At 41.1% G+C, this 21,515-nt stretch carries 15 protein-coding genes; 1 reads left to right on the top strand and 14 read right to left on the bottom strand.

The genetic code is table 11. The features are described from left to right. Positions 1-213: 213 nt before the first annotated feature. From sucD to sdhC, 9 genes are all read right to left on the bottom strand, one after another. Entirely contained in the window at positions 214-1,104 is an 891-nt protein-coding gene (gene sucD / locus FTV27_RS04655; RefSeq protein WP_180024115.1) for a succinate--CoA ligase subunit alpha, read from the bottom strand. Positions 1,105-1,117: 13 nt separating this feature from the next. Then, on the bottom strand, positions 1,118-2,284 hold the full coding sequence (sucC, locus tag FTV27_RS04660) for an ADP-forming succinate--CoA ligase subunit beta (protein ID WP_078192988.1): 1,167 nt from the start codon (positions 2,282-2,284) through the stop codon (positions 1,118-1,120). A gap of 180 nt (positions 2,285-2,464) precedes the next feature. Then, the gene (gene lpdA, locus FTV27_RS04665; RefSeq protein WP_078192989.1) at positions 2,465-3,895 is read right to left on the bottom strand and encodes a dihydrolipoyl dehydrogenase; all 1,431 of its coding nucleotides are present in this window, start codon (positions 3,893-3,895) and stop codon (positions 2,465-2,467) included. A 60-nt stretch (positions 3,896-3,955) separates the two neighbouring features. Further along, a complete protein-coding gene (gene odhB / locus FTV27_RS04670; RefSeq protein WP_078192990.1) occupies positions 3,956-5,173 on the bottom strand; it encodes a 2-oxoglutarate dehydrogenase complex dihydrolipoyllysine-residue succinyltransferase in 1,218 nt (405 codons plus the stop codon). Positions 5,174-5,189: 16 nt separating this feature from the next. Continuing rightward, a complete protein-coding gene (locus tag FTV27_RS04675) occupies positions 5,190-8,012 on the bottom strand; it encodes a 2-oxoglutarate dehydrogenase E1 component (protein ID WP_078193297.1) in 2,823 nt (940 codons plus the stop codon). A gap of 795 nt (positions 8,013-8,807) precedes the next feature. Next, positions 8,808-9,515: a succinate dehydrogenase iron-sulfur subunit gene (locus FTV27_RS04680; RefSeq protein ID WP_078189905.1), complete on the bottom strand. Its 708-nt coding sequence runs from the start codon at positions 9,513-9,515 to the stop codon at positions 8,808-8,810. 14 nt (positions 9,516-9,529) lie between these two features. Continuing rightward, complete coding sequence (gene sdhA, locus FTV27_RS04685; RefSeq protein ID WP_078192991.1) at positions 9,530-11,428, bottom strand: succinate dehydrogenase flavoprotein subunit; 1,899 nt, start codon at positions 11,426-11,428, stop codon at positions 9,530-9,532. 12 nt (positions 11,429-11,440) lie between these two features. After that, positions 11,441-11,806: a succinate dehydrogenase, hydrophobic membrane anchor protein gene (gene sdhD / locus FTV27_RS04690; protein ID WP_078192992.1), complete on the bottom strand. Its 366-nt coding sequence runs from the start codon at positions 11,804-11,806 to the stop codon at positions 11,441-11,443. Beyond that, entirely contained in the window at positions 11,806-12,204 is a 399-nt protein-coding gene (gene sdhC / locus FTV27_RS04695; protein ID WP_078192993.1) for a succinate dehydrogenase, cytochrome b556 subunit, read from the bottom strand. The genes sdhD and sdhC overlap by 1 nt, the downstream gene beginning before the upstream one ends. Before the next feature lie 1,027 nt (positions 12,205-13,231). Here sdhC and gltA point away from each other — a divergent pair. Beyond that, positions 13,232-14,509 (top strand): citrate synthase, encoded by a 1,278-nt coding sequence (gene gltA / locus FTV27_RS04700; RefSeq protein WP_078189909.1) that lies wholly within the window; start codon positions 13,232-13,234, stop codon positions 14,507-14,509. A gap of 334 nt (positions 14,510-14,843) precedes the next feature. Here the strand turns inward: gltA and FTV27_RS04705 are convergent, their stop codons facing one another. The 5 genes from FTV27_RS04705 to FTV27_RS04725 form a co-directional block, all read right to left on the bottom strand. Next, positions 14,844-16,484 carry an NAD(P)/FAD-dependent oxidoreductase gene (locus FTV27_RS04705; RefSeq protein WP_180077234.1) on the bottom strand — a complete coding sequence of 547 codons (1,641 nt, stop codon included), beginning with the start codon at positions 16,482-16,484 and terminating at the stop codon, positions 14,844-14,846. Beyond that, positions 16,481-17,347 carry an SDR family NAD(P)-dependent oxidoreductase gene (locus FTV27_RS04710; protein ID WP_180077236.1) on the bottom strand — a complete coding sequence of 289 codons (867 nt, stop codon included), beginning with the start codon at positions 17,345-17,347 and terminating at the stop codon, positions 16,481-16,483. Before FTV27_RS04710 ends, FTV27_RS04705 begins: the two co-directional genes overlap by 4 nt. Before the next feature lie 12 nt (positions 17,348-17,359). Beyond that, complete coding sequence (locus FTV27_RS04715; protein ID WP_180077238.1) at positions 17,360-18,316, bottom strand: metal-dependent hydrolase; 957 nt, start codon at positions 18,314-18,316, stop codon at positions 17,360-17,362. Between the two features lie 237 nt (positions 18,317-18,553). After that, on the bottom strand, positions 18,554-19,993 hold the full coding sequence (locus FTV27_RS04720; protein WP_180077240.1) for a VWA domain-containing protein: 1,440 nt from the start codon (positions 19,991-19,993) through the stop codon (positions 18,554-18,556). Further along, on the bottom strand, positions 19,981-21,483 hold the full coding sequence (locus tag FTV27_RS04725; protein WP_180077242.1) for an AAA family ATPase: 1,503 nt from the start codon (positions 21,481-21,483) through the stop codon (positions 19,981-19,983). The genes FTV27_RS04720 and FTV27_RS04725 overlap by 13 nt, the downstream gene beginning before the upstream one ends. Positions 21,484-21,515 lie beyond the last annotated feature (32 nt).

A 21,515-nucleotide genomic window follows, 5' to 3' on the forward strand; every position in this document is an offset into this window, starting at 1 on the left:
TCCATTTTAGAGATTTGTTTAAGATAAGATATAACTCATTGAGATGTGTCATAGTATTCGTCGTTAGAAAACAATTATTGTGACATTATTTCAATGAGTTATCTATTTTTGTCGTGTACAGAGAAATTTTCTTTACTATTCACCCACTATTATTAAATAAAAATAAAAAAACCCCTCATTTGAGGGGTTTTTATTAACAGAAACTTACCGTACTTAAGCAAGACCTTTTGACTTTAAGACTTCAAACATAGTTGAGCCTAATTCAGCAGGACTACGGGTATAGGCCATTCCGGCTTTTTCAAAAGCAGCAAATTTCTCTTCTGCTGTACCTTTACCGCCCGAAATGATCGCGCCTGCATGTCCCATACGTTTACCTTTTGGTGCAGTCACACCCGCGATATAACCGACAACAGGCTTAGTTACATTCGACTGGATATATTCAGCCGCTTCTTCTTCTGCTGTACCACCAATCTCACCAATCATGATGATCGCTTCAGTTTGCGGGTCGTCTTGGAACAGCTTTAAGCAATCAATTTGATTCATGCCCGGAATTGGATCTCCCCCAATACCGATACACGTCGACTGACCTAGACCCAGCTTCGTGGTTTGCGCTACAGCTTCATAGGTCAGAGTCCCTGAACGCGAGATAATGCCGATTTTACCTGGTTGATGAATATGCCCCGGCATAATACCGATCTTACATTCACCCGGAGTAATAATCCCTGGACAGTTCGGACCAATTAGACGTGCATTGTTACCATAGGTTTCGAGGTAACGTTTCGCTTTTAGCATATCAAGTGTCGGTACACCTTCCGTAATCACAACGATCAGCTCTACACCTGCATCTATAGACTCAATAATTGAATCTAGAACAAATGGTGCAGGTACATAAATCGAGGTTGCCGTTGCACCCGTTTCACGCACCGCTTCTTTCATGGTATTAAATACGGGTAGATTCAAATGTTGTGTGCCGCCTTTACCCGGAGTCACCCCACCGACCACTTTTGTGCCGTAAGCAATTGACTGTTCAGAATGGAATGTACCGTTTTTACCGGTAAAACCTTGTACCAATACTTTGGTGTCTTTATTAACTAATACGCTCATGATCTCTACTCCCTTAGCCTTTTACCGCAGCAACAATTTTTTCTGCAGCATCAGCCAAGCCATTTGCAGAAATCAATTTCAAACCTGATTCATCAAGTAATTTTGCACCCAACTCTGCATTGTTCCCTTCTAAACGAACAACCACAGGTACAGTCACATTTACTTCTTGAACCGCTGCAATAATTGCTTCAGCAATCATGTCACAACGTACAATCCCACCAAAAATATTAATTAATACACCTTGCACAGAACTATCCGCCAAAATGATTTTAAAGGCTTCAATTACGCGTTCTTTGGTCGCGCCACCGCCTACATCTAGGAAGTTTGCAGGTTGACCACCATAGAGTTTAATAATGTCCATGGTTGCCATCGCTAGGCCAGCACCATTGACCATACAGCCAATATTGCCTTCTAAGGCAACATAGTTCAGATCAAACTCAGAGGCTTTCAGCTCACGCTCATTTTCTTGCGTTTTATCGCGTAGCGCTGCAATTTCAGGTAAACGATACAAGGCATTCGAGTCGATACCAATTTTTGCATCCACACATAAAATCTCGCCATTTTCACGTACGGATAACGGGTTAATTTCAAATAAAGCAAAATCATTTTCAATAAATGCTTGATAAGCCGCAGACATGATTTTGACAAATTGATTCACTTGACCATCTTTTAGGTTTAAAGCAAACGCCACTTCACGTGCTTGGAATGGTAACAATCCAACCAGAGGATCTACTTCAACTTTAATAATTTTTTCAGGCGTTTCTTCTGCAACTTTCTCAATTTCAACACCGCCTTCAGTCGATGCCATAAAGGTCACACGACGGCTAGAACGGTCAACTACAGCACCTAGGTACAATTCACGCTCTACTGGATAAACATCTTCAGATACCAAAATACCGCTGACGGGTTGACCTAATGCATCTGTTTGATAAGTGACTAAGCGTGAGCCGACCATTTGGTTCACATAATCAGTGGCTTCTTGTGCAGATTTTACGACTTTAACGCCGCCTGCTTTACCACGACCACCTGCATGCACTTGGGCTTTGAGTACCGCAAACTTACCACCCAGTTGCTCAAAAGCTTTGACTGCTTCTTCTGCGGTAGTTACAAATACGCCTTCTTGGACTGGCATACCATATTTTTTTAATAACGCTTTAGCTTGATATTCGTGTAGATTCATTGAACAACCTTTTACTCTTTCTTCGCTTTGTTATGACCCATTAAAGCCCAGACATCCGTCAAAGCAGCTTTAACCTTTTTAAATCTTAAAATATTTCTTATCTTTATTTTTAGATGATTATTCAAATTAAAACAACCATCTGAAACAAAAAAGAGCGGCCTAAGCCGCTCTTTTTACATCTTATTTACGTTTACGCTGAATCGCGTGAATTGCACGTCCATCGACTGCAAGTGCAGCTTCGTGAACGACTTCAGAGAATGTCGGGTGACCGAAAGTCATTAACTGTAGGTCTTCAACACTTGATACGAACTCAAGTGCGATCATACCTTGGTGTACGATGTCAGACGCTGCAGGTCCAATCACGTGCATACCGAGTAGACGATCTGTCTTCGCATCAGCAACAAACTTAACAAAGCCTGCGTTTTCACCAGCTGCCATTGCACGACCATTTGCAGCGAAACCAAATTGACCTGTTTTAACTTCGTGGCCTTTTTCTTTCGCTTGCTCTTCTGTTAAACCAACCCACGCCGCTTCTGGGTGTGTGTAAATTACAGAGATGATAGTGTCATAGTTCACTTGAGCTGCATGACCGTGGATACGCTCAACAGCCATTACGCCTTCTTCCATTGCTTTATGTGCAAGCATTGGACCACGTACCAAGTCACCAATTGCGTATACACCTTCAACTGAAGTTGCACACCAATCGTTTACTTCAACTAAACCGCGTTCAGTGAGTTTAATGCCTGAATCTTCAGCCAATAAACCTTCTGCATATGCTTTACGGCCCACACAAACGATCAATTTATCGAAAGTTTGAGTTTTGTCTTCGCCGCCTTGAGTGTACTTAACAGTAACTTCACGGCCATTCACTTCTGTACCAGCAACTTTAGCGCCAACACGGATATCAAGACCTTGTTTAGTCAATACTTTTTGGTAATCTTTTGCCAAAGCTTTATCAGCCATTGGTAAGAATGCGTCCATTGCTTCAAATACAACAACTTCAGCACCTAGACGACGCCAAACAGAACCAAGTTCTAGACCAATTACACCCGCGCCGATTACGCCAAGACGTTTAGGCACTTCTGGGAACTCAAGCGCGCCAGTAGAGTCAACAATAATGTCTTGATCTACAGGTGCAACTGGAATATTTACCGGCACAGAACCCGATGCAAGGATTACATATTTAGGTTCTAAAATTTGAGTTTCACCTTCGTGAGATACAAACTCAACTTTCTTACCTGCAAGTAATTTACCTGTACCTTTTAACCATTCGATACCATTGCCTTTAAGTAGGCCATCAATACCCATCGTCAATTGGTTAACAATTTTGTCTTTACGATCAAGCAGTTTTGCAAGATCAAATTTCACTTCACCAGTCGTAATACCGTGGTCATCTAAGTGATGAACAGTATCTTCATAGCGGTGAGATGAATCAAGTAATGCTTTAGATGGGATACAACCCACGTTTAAGCAAGTACCACCTAAAGATGGTTTACCTTTATGAATACGTTTTTCAATACAAGCTACTTTAAAGCCTAATTGAGCAGCGCGGATAGCAGCTTCATAACCACCAGGACCGCCACCAATAACAACTAAATCAAATTGAGACATGTGTATCTCCAAAAATGGGCTTAGAGGATCGCTCTAAGCCCATTGCATTATTCTGAAGTATTAAAGATCAAGGATTAGCTTAGCTGGTTCTTCTAACAATTCTTTGATTGTTACAAGGAAGCCTACTGCTTCTTTACCATCGATTAGACGGTGGTCATAAGAAAGCGCTAAGTACATCATTGGCAAGATTTCAACTTGACCATTTACAGCCATAGGACGTTCTTGGATTTTATGCATACCCAAAATCGCAGTTTGTGGCGTATTTAAGATAGGTGTAGAAAGCAAAGAACCGAAAGTACCACCATTAGTAATAGTGAATGTACCGCCAGTCATATCTTCAATACCCAATTTACCATCACGCGCTTTACCAGCGTATGCACGGATACCATTTTCAACTTCAGCATAGTTCATGCGGTCAGTATCACGAAGAACTGGAACTACTAGACCACGGTCGCTTGATACAGCAACACCGATGTCGTAGAAACCGTGGTAAACGATGTCATTGCCATCAATCGAAGCGTTTACAGCTGGGTAGCGTTTAAGTGCTTCAGTTGCTGCTTTAACAAAGAATGACATGAAGCCAAGACGTGCACCATGACGCTTTTCAAAAGCATCTTTGTATTGCGCACGCATTTCCATGATTGGTTTCATGTTTACTTCGTTGAACGTAGTCAACATTGCAGTTTCTTGAGTTGCAGCAAGTAGACGTTCAGCAACACGCTTACGAAGACGAGTCATAGGAACACGTTTTTCGATACGTTCACCAACAGCAACGCTTAATGGCGCAGCAGCAGGAGCAGCTGGTTTAGCTTGATGGTTTGCAACATCTTCTTTAGTGATGCGACCGCCACGGCCAGTGCCAGCAACGTCAGCAGCAGCAATGCCAGACTCAGTCAATGCTTTACGCACTGCAGGAGCTTGATCAGCAACAGGTTGAGCACGTTCAACAACAGGAGCAGCGCCCGCTTGAGTTTGCGCAGCAGCTTGTTCTACTTTCTCTTCTGATTGAACAGCTTGAGTTTGAGCAGCGCCAGAAGCAGCACCTTCTTCAAAAGTCGCAATCACTTCGTTCGATAAAACTGTATCGCCTTCGTTTTTAACGATTGCAGAAATCGTACCGTCAGCAGGAGCTACAACTTCTAAAACAACTTTATCTGTTTCAATATCACAAATCACTTCGTCACGTGATACTGCTTCACCTGGTTGTTTGTGCCAAGTTGCAACTGTACCGTCAGCAACTGACTCTGGGAATACCGGTGCTTTAATTTCGGTTGCCATTATTAAGAATCTCCTGTTATTCAGCTACGATAGCTAAAGCATCATTTACGAGCTGAGCTTGTTGTTTTGCGTGCAAATATGGTGAACCACAAGCCGGTGCAGCAGAAGCTTCACGACCTGCATAACTAATACGAACTTGTTTGCCCGCTTTCATCACGTCGTCATACAGACGCGGAGCGATGAATAACCATGCACCTTGGTTCTTCGGTTCTTCTTGAGCCCAAACCAATTCTTTAACGTTTGGATATTGTGCAAGAACTTCAGCAAGACGTGCTTCTGGGTACGGATACAATTGTTCAATACGAACGATTGCTGTGTTGTTCAATTCTTTTTCACGACGTTTTTCAAGTAAGTCGTAGTAAACCTTACCACCACAAAGCACTAGACGAGTTACGTCTGACTTGTTGATATTGTCGATTTCATCAATCACAGTTTGGAATGAACCATTTGCAAGTTCTTCTAAAGTAGACGTTGCAAGTTTGTGACGAAGAAGAGACTTCGGTGAAGTCACGATCATTGGTTTACGGATTGGACGAAGTGCTTGACGACGCATCGCATGGTAAATCTGCGCTGGTGTAGTCGGTGTGATCACTTGCATGTTTTCTTCAGCACATAGCTGTAAGAAACGCTCTAAACGAGCTGATGAATGCTCAGGACCTTGACCTTCAAAGCCGTGTGGAAGAAGCATAGTCAGACCGCATACACGTTCCCACTTAGTTTCGCCAGACGCGATGAACTGATCGATTACAACCTGTGCACAGTTTGCGAAGTCACCAAATTGCGCTTCCCAAATGACAAGGCTCTTCGGAAGAGTCGTTGCATAACCGTATTCGAATGCAAGAACCGCCATTTCTGACAATAATGAGTCATAAATAGCTGTACGTGGTTGGTTTTCTTTCAAGTTACATAATGGAATGTAAGTTGAACCATCTACTTGGTTATGAAGTTTTGCATGACGGTGTGAGAATGTACCACGACCAACGTCTTCACCTGTTAAACGAACAAGGAAACCTTCATCTAGAAGAGACGCGTAAGCTAATGTTTCAGCAGCACCCCAGTTCAATGGCATTTCACCAGTCTGCATTTTCAGACGGTCATCAATCACTTTAGCAACCTGACGTTGCATCACGAAGCCTTCTGGAAGCTCGCGCATTTTCGCACCAAGCTCTTTTAGACGTTCGATTGGGAAAGTGGTATCCCATTTGTCTGTGTATTCGTGGCCTAGGTAAGGTTTCCAGTCCACAAACATTTTTGTATTTGGCTCAAGTACCAACGCATTTGCAACGTGTTTACCTGCTTCAAGGTCAGAACGATACTGTTCAACCATTGCATCAGCAGAAGCGCGATCAATAACACCTTCTTGTACAAGTTTGTCAGCATAAAGCGTACGTGTAGTCGCTTTTTTATTGATGATTTGATACATCATTGGCTGAGTTGCAGCTGGCTCGTCGGCTTCGTTATGACCACGACGACGGTAGCAGAACATATCGATTACAACGTCTTTACGGAATGTATGACGGAAATCGTGTGCCAATTGAGAGACAAATAATACAGATTCAGGATCATCACCGTTCACATGGAAGATCGGTGCTTGGATCATTTTCGCGATGTCAGTACAGTATTCTGTAGAACGCGCATCACGTGGGTCAGACGTTGTGAAACCAACTTGGTTGTTTACAACGATATGAACTGTACCACCCACGGTATAACCGCGAGTTTGTGACATTTGGAAGGTTTCTTGGTTTACACCTTGACCTGCAAATGCAGCATCACCGTGAACGATGATTGGTAATACATCATCACCACCGATATCTTTACGACGTACTTGACGTGCGCGTACAGAACCTTCAACTACAGGTCCAACGATTTCTAAGTGTGATGGGTTAAACGCTAATGCCAAGTGAACTTCGCCACCCGGAGTCATTACGTTTGAAGAGAAACCTTGGTGGTATTTAACGTCACCAGAGCCTTTTTTATGAAGTGATTTACCTTCGAACTCACCAAATAGATCAGCTGGGTTTTTACCCATGATGTTTACAAGAAGGTTTAAACGGCCACGGTGAGGCATACCGATAACCACTTCTTTACAGCCTACTGAACCTGCACGTTGAATAAGTTCATTCACCATAGGAATGAAAGATTCACCACCTTCAACACCGAAACGTTTCGCACCAACGAATTTGTTACCAAGGTATTTTTCTAGGCCTTCAGCTGCAGTCAGACGTTCAAGGATGTGTTTTTTCTGGTCTGCAGTGTAGCCAAATTGACCACGAGTACCTTCAAGGCGTTGTTGAATCCAACGTTTTTCTTTTGTATCAACAATGTGCATGTATTCAACACCAATTGAAGCAGTATAAGTTGCTTCCATTGCTTGAACCATTTCACCAAGTGTTGCTTCAGACTTACCGATTGCAAGGTTACCTGTATTAAACACAGTATCTAAGTCAGACTGAGTTAGACCGTGCGCAGCAAGATCTAGATCAGGCACGATTTCACGTTTTGCAAGACCAAGTGGATCTAATTTTGCGTTTTGATGACCACGGTTACGGTATGCAGCGATCAACTGTAATACACCGATTTGACGGCGTTCATGCTCAGAACTTACTGCACTTTGCACTACTGGCTGAACACGGCTTGAATTACGGCCTAATAATAGGAATTGCTCACGTACATTGCTGTGTGGTTGATCACCTTTAGGGAATTTATCGAAGTATTCACGCCAATCAGCCTCTACTGAGTCTGGAGCCGTTAGATACTGCTCATAAAGTTCTTCAATATACGCTGCACTGTCAGCGCTAAGTTCAGTGTCAAGACGCAGTGCGTCAGCAACTTCTTGCATTTGTGGACCCATTTCCTATTGCAAAACATTTCAGGATGCTTTTTAAGCGAACCCATGATTAGTAATGTCAAATTGGTAATATGACATTAGTCCCCATTAGGCTTAAGCCTTGAGGCGTTATCACTACATTAGGATTACCCAATGTGATTAATGAACAATAACGCCCTCAGCGGCATCATTACTCATTGAGAAATACCCGACATAAATCGGGCAATTTTTGCAAATCATCTTAGAAAAAATAAATTTTTCGCAATTATCTTTTCTAAAGCGACTTTATTAACATTTATATACCTTCTACAGCGCTTAAATTGTAGAAAAAATGTACCCAATTCAAAGTCATTTTTTACATATAGTGATACTTTAAATGCTAACACGTTCGAGCATTTTCAATTGATTTTTTTGACACATACCTCTCATAAATTAGCGAAATACACTGTTTGTATTTTCATCTATGATATGGTGCTACATATAAAATGATCTTTCAATTAAGACAAAAGTCTACGTTCGATTTTTACCTCATCTCATATACAAAAACAAAAGAGAGCTGACATTCCTATCCTCTCTCTTTTTACTACGTTACATAATAACATCTTCTAATCCTTTTGACAGACTTGAACGAGCGTTTCATCAATAAATAACCATTTATCTATCACTTTATACTTTTAATTCACTACGTTTCTATGAAATCCATTTATAGCACTCTGCAATGACAGCGAATAACTTTCACTACCATCATTTTTATATATGACAAAAAAAGCGCACCCAATGGTGCGCTTCTTTTTACTGCTAAATCTATTAACCAAGATCTAAAAGCATATTACGGATGTGACCGATTGCTTTAGTTGGGTTAAGACCCTTAGGACATACAGATACACAGTTCATGATACCTTTACAACGGAACAATGAGAATGGGTCGTCAAGACGAGCCAAACGCTCTTGAGTTGCTGTATCACGAGAGTCAATGATGAAGCGATATGCGTTCAACAATGCTGAAGGACCCAAGAACTTGTCTGGGTTCCACCAGAATGATGGACATGAAGTTGAACAACATGCACAAAGAATACATTCGTACAAACCATCTAAATGTTCACGCTCTTCAGGAGACTGCAAACGCTCTTTAGGAGGCGCAGGCTGATTGTTGATTAGGAACGGATGGATTTTATTGTACTGATCGTAGAACTGATTCATATCTACAACCAAATCTTTAATTACTGGAAGACCTGGAAGTGGACGAATTGTGATCACTTCTGGTAAGTCGTTTAGGTTCCAAAGACACGCCAAACCATTTTTACCATTAATGTTTACACCATCAGAACCACAAATACCTTCACGACATGAACGACGGAATGTTAATGATTCGTCTTGAACTTTTAATGCTAGAAGTGCATCAAGCAACATACGATGCTTATCAGTCAACTCTAGTTTAAAAGTTTGCATGTACGGAGCTGCATCCTTATCAGGATCGTAGCGGTAGATATTAAATGTACGAGTACCTCTACTCATCTTACTTCTCCCAATTAGAATGTACGTGGTTTAGGCGGAATAGCATCTACAGATAAAGGCTTGTAACGTACTGGTTTGTACTCAAGACGGTTATCTACAGAGAACCATAAAGTGTGTTTCATCCACTCATCATCACGACGACCGTATGGGTAGTCAGCATGATCAGGTGGTAATTCAAAATCTACCACTGTATGCGCACCACGACATTCTTTACGTGCAGCCGCAGAAATCAGTGTCGCTTTCGCAACTTCATACAGGTTTTCAACTTCTAGAGCTTCAACACGCGCTGTGTTAAATACTTTAGATTTGTCTTTCAAGTGAATGTTACGTACACGTGGTTCGAGCGCAAGAATCTGTTTCACACCCTCTTCAAGAAGTGCAGATGTACGGAATACACCAGCGTGATCTTGAACGATGTCACGGATTGCATCTGCAACTTCTTGAGCATTTTCACCAGAAGTTGATTCATCAAGATGACGAACACGATTCAAAGTTTTTTCAAGAACAGTTGTAGGAAGCGGTGCATATTCATCACCGTGGTGTTTAGTTACATAGTCAACAATATGTTCACCAGCAGCTTTACCAAATACAACCAAGTCAAGCAATGAGTTTGTACCTAGACGGTTAGCACCGTGTACAGATACACATGAACATTCACCAATTGCATAGAAACCTTTCACTGGTTTAGTGAAATCACGGTCACCCGCATTGTGTGAGTACACACCAGTTTCTTTATTGTAGTTCGCAACCAAAGCTTCAGTTTCACGAGATACAGGAACAACCACTTGACCATGAATATTTGTAGGAATACCACCCATTTGGTAATGGATTGTAGGTACTACAGGAATTGGCTCTTTAGTGATGTCAACGTTCGCGAATTTCTTACCAATCTCAAATACAGATGGAAGACGTTTCATGATTGTTTCAGCACCAAGATGCGTCATATCAAGCAAGATGTAGTCTTTCTTAGGACCACAGCCACGACCTTCTTTAATTTCTTGGTCCATAGAACGTGATACAAAGTCACGAGGTGCCAAGTCTTTCAGTGTCGGAGCATAACGCTCCATGAAAGGCTCACCAGCATCGTTACGAAGGATCGCACCTTCACCACGACAACCTTCTGTCAACAATACGCCTGCGCCCGCAACACCTGTTGGGTGGAATTGCCAGAATTCCATATCTTGTAATGGAATACCTGCACGAGCTGCCATACCAAGACCGTCACCAGTATTAATATAAGCGTTAGTAGATGCACGGTAAACACGACCAGCACCACCAGTAGCGAACAATGTTGCTTTACCTTGGAATACTGCAATTTTACCTGTTTCTTGGTCAATTGCCGTCACACCAAGCACATCACCCTCTTCATTACGGATCAAATCAAGTGCGATCCATTCAACGAAGAATTGAGTACCCATTTTCACGTTGCTTTGATAAAGCGTATGAAGAAGAGCGTGACCTGTACGGTCGGCAGCAGCACATGCACGTGGAACTGGTTTTTCACCATAGTTCGCAGCATGACCACCAAACGGACGTTGGTAAATTGTACCGTCAGCGTTACGGTCAAATGGCATACCTAGGTGTTCAAGCTCATATACAACTTGAGGCGCTTCACGAGTCATAAACTCAATTGCGTCTTGGTCACCTAACCAGTCAGAACCTTTAACTGTATCGTAGAAGTGGTAGTGCCAGTTATCTTCTTGCATGTTACCAAGAGATGCACCAATACCACCCTGCGCTGCAACAGTGTGTGAACGAGTTGGGAATACTTTAGTCAGTACAGCAACTTTCAAACCAGCTTGAGCAAGTTGGTAAGAAGCACGCATACCTGAACCACCACCACCAACGATGACTGCATCGAAAGTTAGGTGTGGAATATTTGTGTAATCTTCTTTAGGGGTTATAGCGCCCATGATATTTTCCTATCAATTTGCCCAAAAAATCTGGATCGCCCAGATCGCGTATGCAAATACTGCAACAATCACTGCAGAAGTCAACACTAAACGCAGACCGTTTGCTGAAGGACCCATTTGACGAGTAGTCACATAGTCAGTGAATACTTGCCACATACCAATCCAAGCATGCGCAACAAGAGATAAGACAGACAATAAAGACATAATCTTCATTGGTGTTGTCATCATAAAGCCATACCATTGCTCAAAAGTGAATCCGCTATTGCAAAGGATCCAGCCCAGTACAACAATAGTATAAACAGCCAATACAACGGCACTTACACGCTGGATAAACCAATCGCGAGAACCTGATCCTGTTAAACCTGTAGCACTTTTCATTAGAGAACAATCCATACAAATGCTGCAACAATACCGATTGCAGACAAGATCAATGAAATAGTAGCTGCGATACGACCACTTTGAAGTTCTTCAGCAACGCCAAGATCTGCAAATAGATGCTTGATACCACCGATAAGGTGATAAATTAAGCCGGCTACAAATACCCATACGACAAAACGCACAATAAAGCTATCAAACACAGCTTGAACTTGCGCAAAACCTTCAGGTGAAGATAAAGATTTGTCTAAAATCCAAAGAAGGACTGGTACGAGTAAAAATACGATAACACCTGATAGGCGGTGTAAAATTGATGCAATAGCCACAGGGGATTTTAAGTTTACGTCTAAAACTTGACCCATGGACAAATTGACAGGTCTGTTGCTTTTCACAGCGGGCATCCTGTAAGTAAAAACTCCATCCGGAGTTTGTTGGAATTAATTCGTAGGAAAGCTAGCATAGTCAGACATTACAATATAATAAACTCTGCAGCTGTCTGATCTTATAAACGACAGGGAATTATAAAACGTGAACTTTCAAAACACAAACGAAGACAATTAGGAATTTTGCAAAATATCCTTAAATAAGAATCATTAACAATAACTTCTCTAAAAACAAATACCTTATTTATCTAAGAAAATCATACTATGTTGTTGGTTTTAATCAGTTAAATGTAAATCTCACTTATTGTTTTTGTGTGTATATGGCGATTTAAACTTTTAGACTAAAGATGAACAAATCTAAATCTTTCTTTTCCCACTACATTTTAAAATCTTCCAACACATTCGCCAAGCCATAATCATAAAAATAAATGTGCATCATTTTCTCAAATAATAAAACTCAAAGATGATGAAAAGAAATAAGTACTTAGTCTGTGCATAAAAATCTTAGCAACAGCAAATCTGTTTAATAAAACGCCATTTTTTACCTTTCCAATGACAAAAATGATCATTTACTAAGCTTTTAAAGGCGTTTAATTAACTATTTTTTAACCAAACGAACTTTTTTTTAAGTACGATTAAGTCGTTTTAATTATGAATAAGAAAAAAGCAATTTAGAGCCACAGATGTGTGTAAGTTACGAAAATTATAATAATTTAATGAAATAGCGGTCTTGTAATTCATATTTGTTTCAGAGTTTTTAAGAATTAAAAATTGCTTACAATTAAGGCAATAGGCTTTTTTTAATCTGCACCTCCCCTGCAAATTGACTTATTATACTGCGTCGGCACTGTGATTTTACTCATTTTTTAAGCGTATGAATTGTGCTTCATTTCAAGGAATGATCCTCAATTTATATCCATAAGTATAATTGACAAAATTTCAGTTCCCTCTAATCTTAGAGCAAATTTTTGATCTGTCTGATTCTCGCATTAAAAGATTAGTACTGAGTCAGATAAAACATTCACCAGGACAGGAGATCTATTGAATGTCTGAAGCAACTGGCAAAAAAGCCGTTTTACAGCTTGATGGCAAAGAAATTGACTTACCAATTTACAGTGGCACTCTAGGCCCAGATGTAATTGACGTTAAAGATGTGTTGGCCGCAGGTCACTTTACTTTTGATCCTGGTTTTGTCTCAACGGCTGCTTGTGAATCTAAAATCACTTTCATTGACGGCGGTAAAGGTGTTCTTCTACACCGTGGCTACCCAATCGACCAGCTTGCTACTAAAGCAGACTACTTAGAAACTTGCTACCTTCTTTTGAACGGCGAGCTTCCTACTGCTGAACAAAAACAAGAATTCGATGCTAAAGTTCGTAACCACACTATGGTTCACGATCAAGTTGGCCGTTTCTTCAATGGTTTCCGTCGTGACGCTCACCCTATGGCGATCATGTGTGGTGTTGTTGGTGCGCTTTCTGCGTTCTATCACAACGGTTTCGATGTTGAAAACATTGACCACCGCGAAATCACTGCTATTCGCTTAATCGCTAAAGTTCCTACTTTAGCTGCTTGGACTTACAAATATACTGTAGGCCAACCATTCGTTTACCCACGTAACGACTTAAGCTACGCAGAAAACTTCTTGTACATGATGTTTGCTACTCCTGCAGACCGTGATTACAAAGTTGACCCTATTCTTGCTAAAGCAATGGACCGTATCTTCACGCTTCATGCTGACCACGAACAAAACGCTTCTACTTCTACAGTACGTCTTGCTGGTTCTACTGGTGCTAACCCATACGCATGTATCGCTGCGGGTATCGCGGCTCTATGGGGACCTGCTCACGGCGGCGCGAATGAAGCTGTTCTTAAGATGCTTGACGAAATCGGCACTGTAGAAAACGTTGCTCCGTTCATGGAAAAAGTGAAAACTAAAGAAGTTAAACTCATGGGCTTCGGTCACCGAGTTTACAAAAACTTCGATCCACGTGCGAAAGTAATGAAAGAAACTTGTGACGAAGTCTTAACTGCGCTTGGCATCAACGATCCACAACTTGCTTTGGCTATGGAACTTGAACGTATTGCGCTTTCTGACGAATACTTCATCAAACGTAACCTATACCCTAACGTAGACTTCTACTCAGGTATCATCCTTAAAGCGATTGGTATCCCAACAGAAATGTTTACCGTAATCTTCGCTCTTGCACGTACTGTTGGTTGGATCAGCCACTGGTTAGAAATGCACAGCGCACCTTACAAAATCGGTCGTCCTCGTCAGCTTTACACTGGCGAAACTCAACGCGATATCCAAGGTCGTTAATTCGAAAGAATTGTGCGAATCTAAAAACCGTCCTTTTGGGGCGGTTTTTTTATGCAGCTAGATTTATTTTGCGCTATTGAACAGACCCATCTGACTGAATTTTCCAACTCAATCATTAGATAAAACGATGCATCACAAGCTATAAAGTATGGTGTATATTGCTGAATGTATTTTAAATCGCCATTTTCTAGAAAATCTCACACTGTTTCATCAGATAGCGTCATAAAAAAAGCCTAATTTCACGTAGAAATTAGGCTGTAAACAAAAGGTTTAAATATTGATGATCCTTTATTTTGGCTTATTGAGTTAAATAACTTTTATTAAGCAACCTTCTCTAAGCAACCGTCTCATAGTCTGCCAAGTCTACCTGTTTAAGACGCTGCTTTAACTGTTTCAGTGACCACGGCCAAGCTGCAAAATTGCGGCCATTGGCATCTAAGTAATAACTCTTACAACCGCCACTATTAAAGACCGTAGTCTGTAAATGCGTCTGTACTTTTGCATTGTGATAGGCCAATACATTTGGCTTAATTTCAAGCCGTTGTATCTTCTCTTGTTTCATTTTTACTAAAGCATCAACGATATACCCAACCTGTGCTTCTGCAATCCCAATAAATGAGTCATAAACCAAAATATTTGGCCCAAGCACCAAGAAGGCATTAGGTACTTGCGCGATACTGGTACCCAAAAACGCTTCAGGAGAACTGTTTTTCCAAAGTTCTGACAATAACTCCCCTTTGGCATTTTTTACACGTTGCCCAATCGGCGGATGAGAAACTTCAAAACCTGTGCCCCAAATAATGACATCGACTTCATGACGTTCACCATTCGCAGCAATAACAGTATTACCTTCTATTTCGACTAAACCATGTGGTACAAGTTCGACATTTGCTTGCTGCAAAGCAGGATAATAGTTATTGGCAAATAAAAGACGCTTACAACCAATAGAAAAGTTTGGTGTAACTTTTTCACGTAATTCAGCATCTTGAATTTGTGTTTTTAACAACTGACGACCCAAATAATTCACAGGCTCTAAAAGCGAAGGATTACGTAGTCCTAAATTAATACCATTTAATATACCGGCCACACTTTTGCGCCAAGTTTCTTGCACTGTTGGAAAGCGGGTAATGATGCCTTTCGCACGGTCATTCAGTGGCAAATCTGCTTTTGGCAATACCCATGGTGCGGTACGTTGAAACACCACCACATTTTTGGCAATAGGTTGAATCTGAGGAATAAACTGAATCGCAGATGCCCCCGTACCAATCACCGCAATACGTTTATCTTTTAAGTCATAGGCATGGTTCCATCGCGCAGAATGGAACATTTCACCTTCAAAGCTTTTAATACCTTTAATTTTTGGAATTTGAGGTTCAGTAATCGGCCCAGTGGAAAAAATTACCGTTCTCGCCGCATACTTACCTTTGCTCGTCTCCAATTGCCATTGCTTTAATTCCTCATTCCATTCCGCTGTAATCAATTCACAGTTGAACTGAATGTTACGATAAAGCCCATGCTGCTCTGCCACATCCTCTAAGTAGTTCAGAATCTCAGGTTGCTTGGCAAATAAATGACTCCATTTATGACTCGGAGCAAATGAAAAAGAATACAACGCCGAAGGAACATCACATCCACAACCTGGATAGGTGTTGTCGCGCCATGTACCTCCCACACGATTGGCTTTTTCCAAAACCACATAATCGGTATAACCTCGTTCATTCATTTGATGAGCTGCAGCTAAACCTGATATCCCCGCACCAATCACAATGGTATCGTAGACACGCACTTGATTTTCTACGCTTGGTTTTTCTAGGCTAGGCTCTGACTCTGATTGATCTTGTACTGCTTTTTTTGCTTTGGCAGAAGACGTTACAGGACGACGTGCATTAGTTTGCGTTGTTGCCTTTTTAGTTTGAGTTTTCTCTTGATCTAATGCTTTTACATCTTCGTCATGTAATTGTGTCGGCATGTTCATGCTTTTGCTCCCGACTTTTTAATATAGTTGTTAAATAAGGGATAACCCACCCCCAATAAGCGGGTATAGGTTTGCGGGGATAGACGCTTTAACCACCAAAATAATTTGGCATCAGGTTGCGGAATGGTATACAACTTCCCTGCATCTAAATTATTCAATGTCAAATCGACGACATCATGGCTCGTCGTAAATGCATGATTCATCAGCAATTGATCAGCTAAGCCTGAATATCGATTGGGCAAGCGTCCATTTTTCATGATATTGGTCGGCACCAAAGTTGGGCATAGTACATTCACACGGATATTTGCCGATCTGAGCTCTGCCGATAAAGTTTCAGACAATGCCAACACACTCGACTTCGTCACGTTATATGCTGTCATTTCCGGTGCAGCGGTATATGCCGCAGCAGAAGCAACATTAATAATCGCGCCGCCTTGCTTATTTTGTTTCAACTTGGGTACAAAATAATGGCAGCCATGCACCACACCCCACAAATTAACATGCATGCACCACTGCCAGTCGTCTAAACTCAGTTCATCAAATTTACCACCCAGCCCGACGCCTGCATTGTTGATCACCAAGGTCACAGCATGCCCCATCAACTGCTCAGCTTGCTCTGACAGTGCTTTAACTTCTTCAGCCTTACCTACATCACACTGCACCGCATAAGCATTTGATGAGGTCGTGGATTGAATTTGATCCACCGTTTCTTGCGCTGCCTCTAAATGAATATCGGCACAGACCACTGTTCCGCCACGACGAGCCAACTCCAAAGCGAAACTTCGCCCAATACCACTGCCTGCACCAGTGACCACCACATAGGCATTTTCACTTGGCTTGTTCTTTTTTCCAAATAGACCCATGGTTTTGTCCTTTTATCGTTTTAATGCTGGGGTAAATTCTTTGACGAAATAAGGTGTCAACACACCATCAACAGGGTTCAGCAGGCGCTTTTTGTAATATTCAAGAAATGCAGAAGTGTCATGGTCATTGGGGTGAAAACTTGGTCGTAAATAGTCAAAAATATGCCCGAGGCTGCTACCATAGACACCATCTTTTAAACCAAAAATCAGTTGGAAACTGCGCGGAACATCTTTCCAGTAGCTTAGGCTAATCAAATTTGATGGCTTTCTGTAGAAAGGGACAATCGATGCACCAATTGAAATCAAACCCAAAATGGTAATTAATGCAGGGAAAAATCCTGCTATACGTAAAGCATAATTACCTGATAATTCTTGATAAACATCATAGGCAATGTCTTTGTGTTCAGACTCTTCCAACATATGCCACATCCAAATAGCGCGCTGCTTTTCATCTATTGAATTAAAAAAGATTTCTTCATGATTCATCATATATTCCGCAAGCACTGCGGTGAAATGCTCAATTGCTGCCATTAAGGATAACTTCATTGGCTGTGGCATACGTTCAAAACTATAGGCAAAGACGTAGTGTTCTAACTTTCTAAAAAATTGCACAGGCAGATTTCTTGCGCGATACGCTTCATTCATTTCTTCATGCATACGTGAATGAATGGCCTCTTGCCCAATCAACGACGTGACACGTTGTCTTAATACAGGATCTTGAATAAAGTCGCGATGATATCGAGCAGTATCAATCACCAAATCTTCGCCACGGGTTAAGAAAATAGATAAAGATGCAAAATAGGCACTGGCCAATTCTGCATTCATATAAAATTTTGGATCAATTTTTTCTGGTTCGAAATCAAATTTCATATGACGAATAGGTACAACGGCAGACTGTTTTGTTGGGTCAAAGACAGGGCCTGCAAATACGCGTGCTAAAGTTTTTTTTATCGGTTGAAAAGCGCTCATGGTTTTGCTCTCAATTTGGGTGTTTACCGTTCATTGACTTCATGTCGATTAAAGTAAAAACACATAGATTGAGGATCAAATTAAGTGAGATAGATCACTAGGCCATTAGCAAAACCGACCTCTAGATTTGCAAAAATGCTCAAATATTTTCTTTGTCAGACAATCTTTAAAACATCGGTGTTGTATGGCTCAAAAGCTTGTCATTAAAGGTCATGGCGTATTTTGAGTGAGTGATGATTATTGGATTTTTTGCACTTCACCGGTCGCAGATTGATAGACCCATTGATGATCAAACAGATTGTCATCTAAATGATCCAGTTTAAAATTACCGATAGCCACAGCGTAAAATCCATTGCCCTGCTGCTTAAAATGTGTGATCTCTTGCATGAGTTCTTCAGTAAGTTGACCCATAATAAAGTCTGAAATCACCACCACATCAGCATGTACAAAATTCGGTTGTTTCAGCATGTCCACGGCATGATTCATCGCAGGGATAATATCTGTTCCCCCATGAAATGACTGCCCTAAAAAGTGAATGACATCATCCAAAGCGCTGTTACGCTGTAAATTCAGCGCGGTTAAATTGGTCGAGAAATTTACCAAATACATCGCTCGCTTTTCTTTTAGCGCTCGAATCGATAAATATAGACAAATCGCTTTGGAAATCAGTTCAGGTTGTCCATTCATTGAGCCACTGGTATCTAAGCAGACAATCATCGGGCCTTTTTGTCCGACTCGACGCTGTGTATGGCGTGGGTCTTCGATCACCCGTCCCTGTTGCTGACCTTGTCGATTAAAACTCATCAGGTTAGATTCTAAATATTTCAAATCAAATAAAACCTGCAAGTCTGGATCGGCTAATAGCGCCAACTCGCTAGGTAAAGCCATACTGAGTTCTTGTGCTAATTTAATTCCAGTAATTTCCTCTTGCGCCATCGGGGTGTGAATAAGCTGCTGTGGTTCTTGTTCTAACTGAGCAGAAATCCGCTTACGTGGCATATTCGGCTGTGCGCTTCCAATCATTTGACATAGACGTTTAAGCGCCCGATCTTGCTCGAGATAATTCGCCCATTGCTCAAAGTTCTGTACATCATGCTCAGTTAATTGCCCTTTGGAATAGTCCAGAAAAATCCCAGTTTCAAACCCGACACTGTCATGGTGCTTGACCATTTTCGACAATGTCGCAAGAAAATCTTTGATTTCATCTAAAAAGGCATCTCGTTGTAAACGGAGTTGCTCAAACTCCCAATGCGCAATAGCTTCAGTCAATTTGCGCTGCCATTTACCTTTGAATAGCTCAATGTGTAATTGACGCTGTTGCTCGGTCAGCAACGACTGTTGGCTCTGTTGCCACATTTCAGTGAATTCTGGAATCCCCAAGGTTTGCATGAAGGCAGCATATTCAGTGTGGAATTGAACAAAATCGCCCTGTTCCCAATGCTTTATCGCAAGCCAATGTTCCAATTGCTGCTGCGCCATTGCATAGGGATGCTGCTGATCTAAACTCGACTTTGCCTGAAAGGCCCATTCCTGAATTTTTTGATCGAGCTTTTTTGCAACTTTATGATCTTTCAACCAATGTTTTAAGCTGGATTGTTTTAATTCATCATAAAGCTGCGAACTTAATTCATCGAGCGCCGATTGGGTTTGTTGTCGTGTCGGTTTTAATTGCGACATAACTGTTCCAAGCGCTCACAATCTTGCAACTGCAATTGATATCTTGCCAATTGCTGCTCAATAGATTGAAATAAATGTTGAATATCCTGTTCAGTGACAAAGACAGAATTAAACTGATGCTTTTGGCTGTTAAAGCGTTCCGTCAACAGATCCAATTCTGTTTGAAAATGTGCTTTGATCTGTTGAACTTCGTGTAATAGCTCATATTGGCTTTGTGCTGAAAGAGAGCTGCGTGGACTGCCTTTGGTATGTTTTATATACGGCGTCACCACTTCTTCTAAGCCGTAATAGCCACCTTTTAACGTACACACTCTTGAACCATTAAAATTACATACGATGCCACGCACTTCTTCACCGGTATCATCTAAGGCAAAGAAGTCCTTTTTCGTATCCATTTTATCCAGTTCGAGATACAACACTTTATCTTTATAGTGTCGATCTAGATTGGTCACTGCACGTAAGTAGTCAGTGCCATGAATTAAATAACTCTCATACACATCATCGGTATAATAAAAATGATTGAGCACCCGCTGTTCAAGTGCATCCTTCTCTGCCACATGCTGTTCGAATTGCAAACCGTAATTTAAGCCATTTTCAGCCAATACTTCATCTATCTGCTGTGAAACAAAGGCGATGTCTTCAGGCTGATTCCATAAGCAATGTTTTAAAATTAATAGATCATTCAAAATCACTGATGGACGATCATTTAAAAATGCACAGGTTTTGACTAGATAAGCCACACGTTGCCAACGACGGTCAGAGACATAGACCACGTGATCTTCAAAGTTATGATTGAGTCGATTTTTAAGTTGATCAAACAGATTTAAAATCGATTCGGGTAATTCCACCTGATAAATCTGTTCCCGCCAATCTTGCAACTCCGCTTTTGTTATTTTTAAGGTCGCATCGACTTCAACACTGACTTGACTCGGCTTGGCCTGTAATAGTGCATGAAAGTTTTCTGCAACAGCAATCGGCGGCACTTCTAAGCGCAAAATAAAACGATCATACAAGGCATCTAAACCTTGATTCGGTTCGGGAATTTCATTCGATGCACTGACCAAAACATTCAATGGAACTTTTTGGACAATGTCACCATTTTTAAAACTCCGCTCATTCACCAAGGTCAGTAAAGTATTTAAAATCGCTGGACTGGCTTTCCAAATTTCATCTAAAAAAGCAAAATCTGCCCGTGGTAAATAATGTTCTGTTTTACGAATATATTGATCTTCTTTTAAGGCTTTAATTGATACTGGACCAAAAATTTCTTCAGGCGTACTGAAACGATTCATCAAATATTCAAAATAGTCATGGACTTCAAAAGCAGAAGCAATTCGATGCGAAATCAAACTTTTTGCTGTGCCGGGCAAACCATATAAAAAGGTATTCATGCCCGCAACACCAGCCAACAAACTCAAAGCAATAATCTGCTCGCGTTCATACATATTTTTACTGATTGCAGAAATTAAAGTATTGATCCGTGCTTGCATCTGATTATCTGTTTGACCGAAAACTAAATTGT

The organism is Acinetobacter sp. YH12251, assembly GCF_013417465.1.
GTDB lineage: Bacteria > Pseudomonadota > Gammaproteobacteria > Pseudomonadales > Moraxellaceae > Acinetobacter > Acinetobacter amyesii.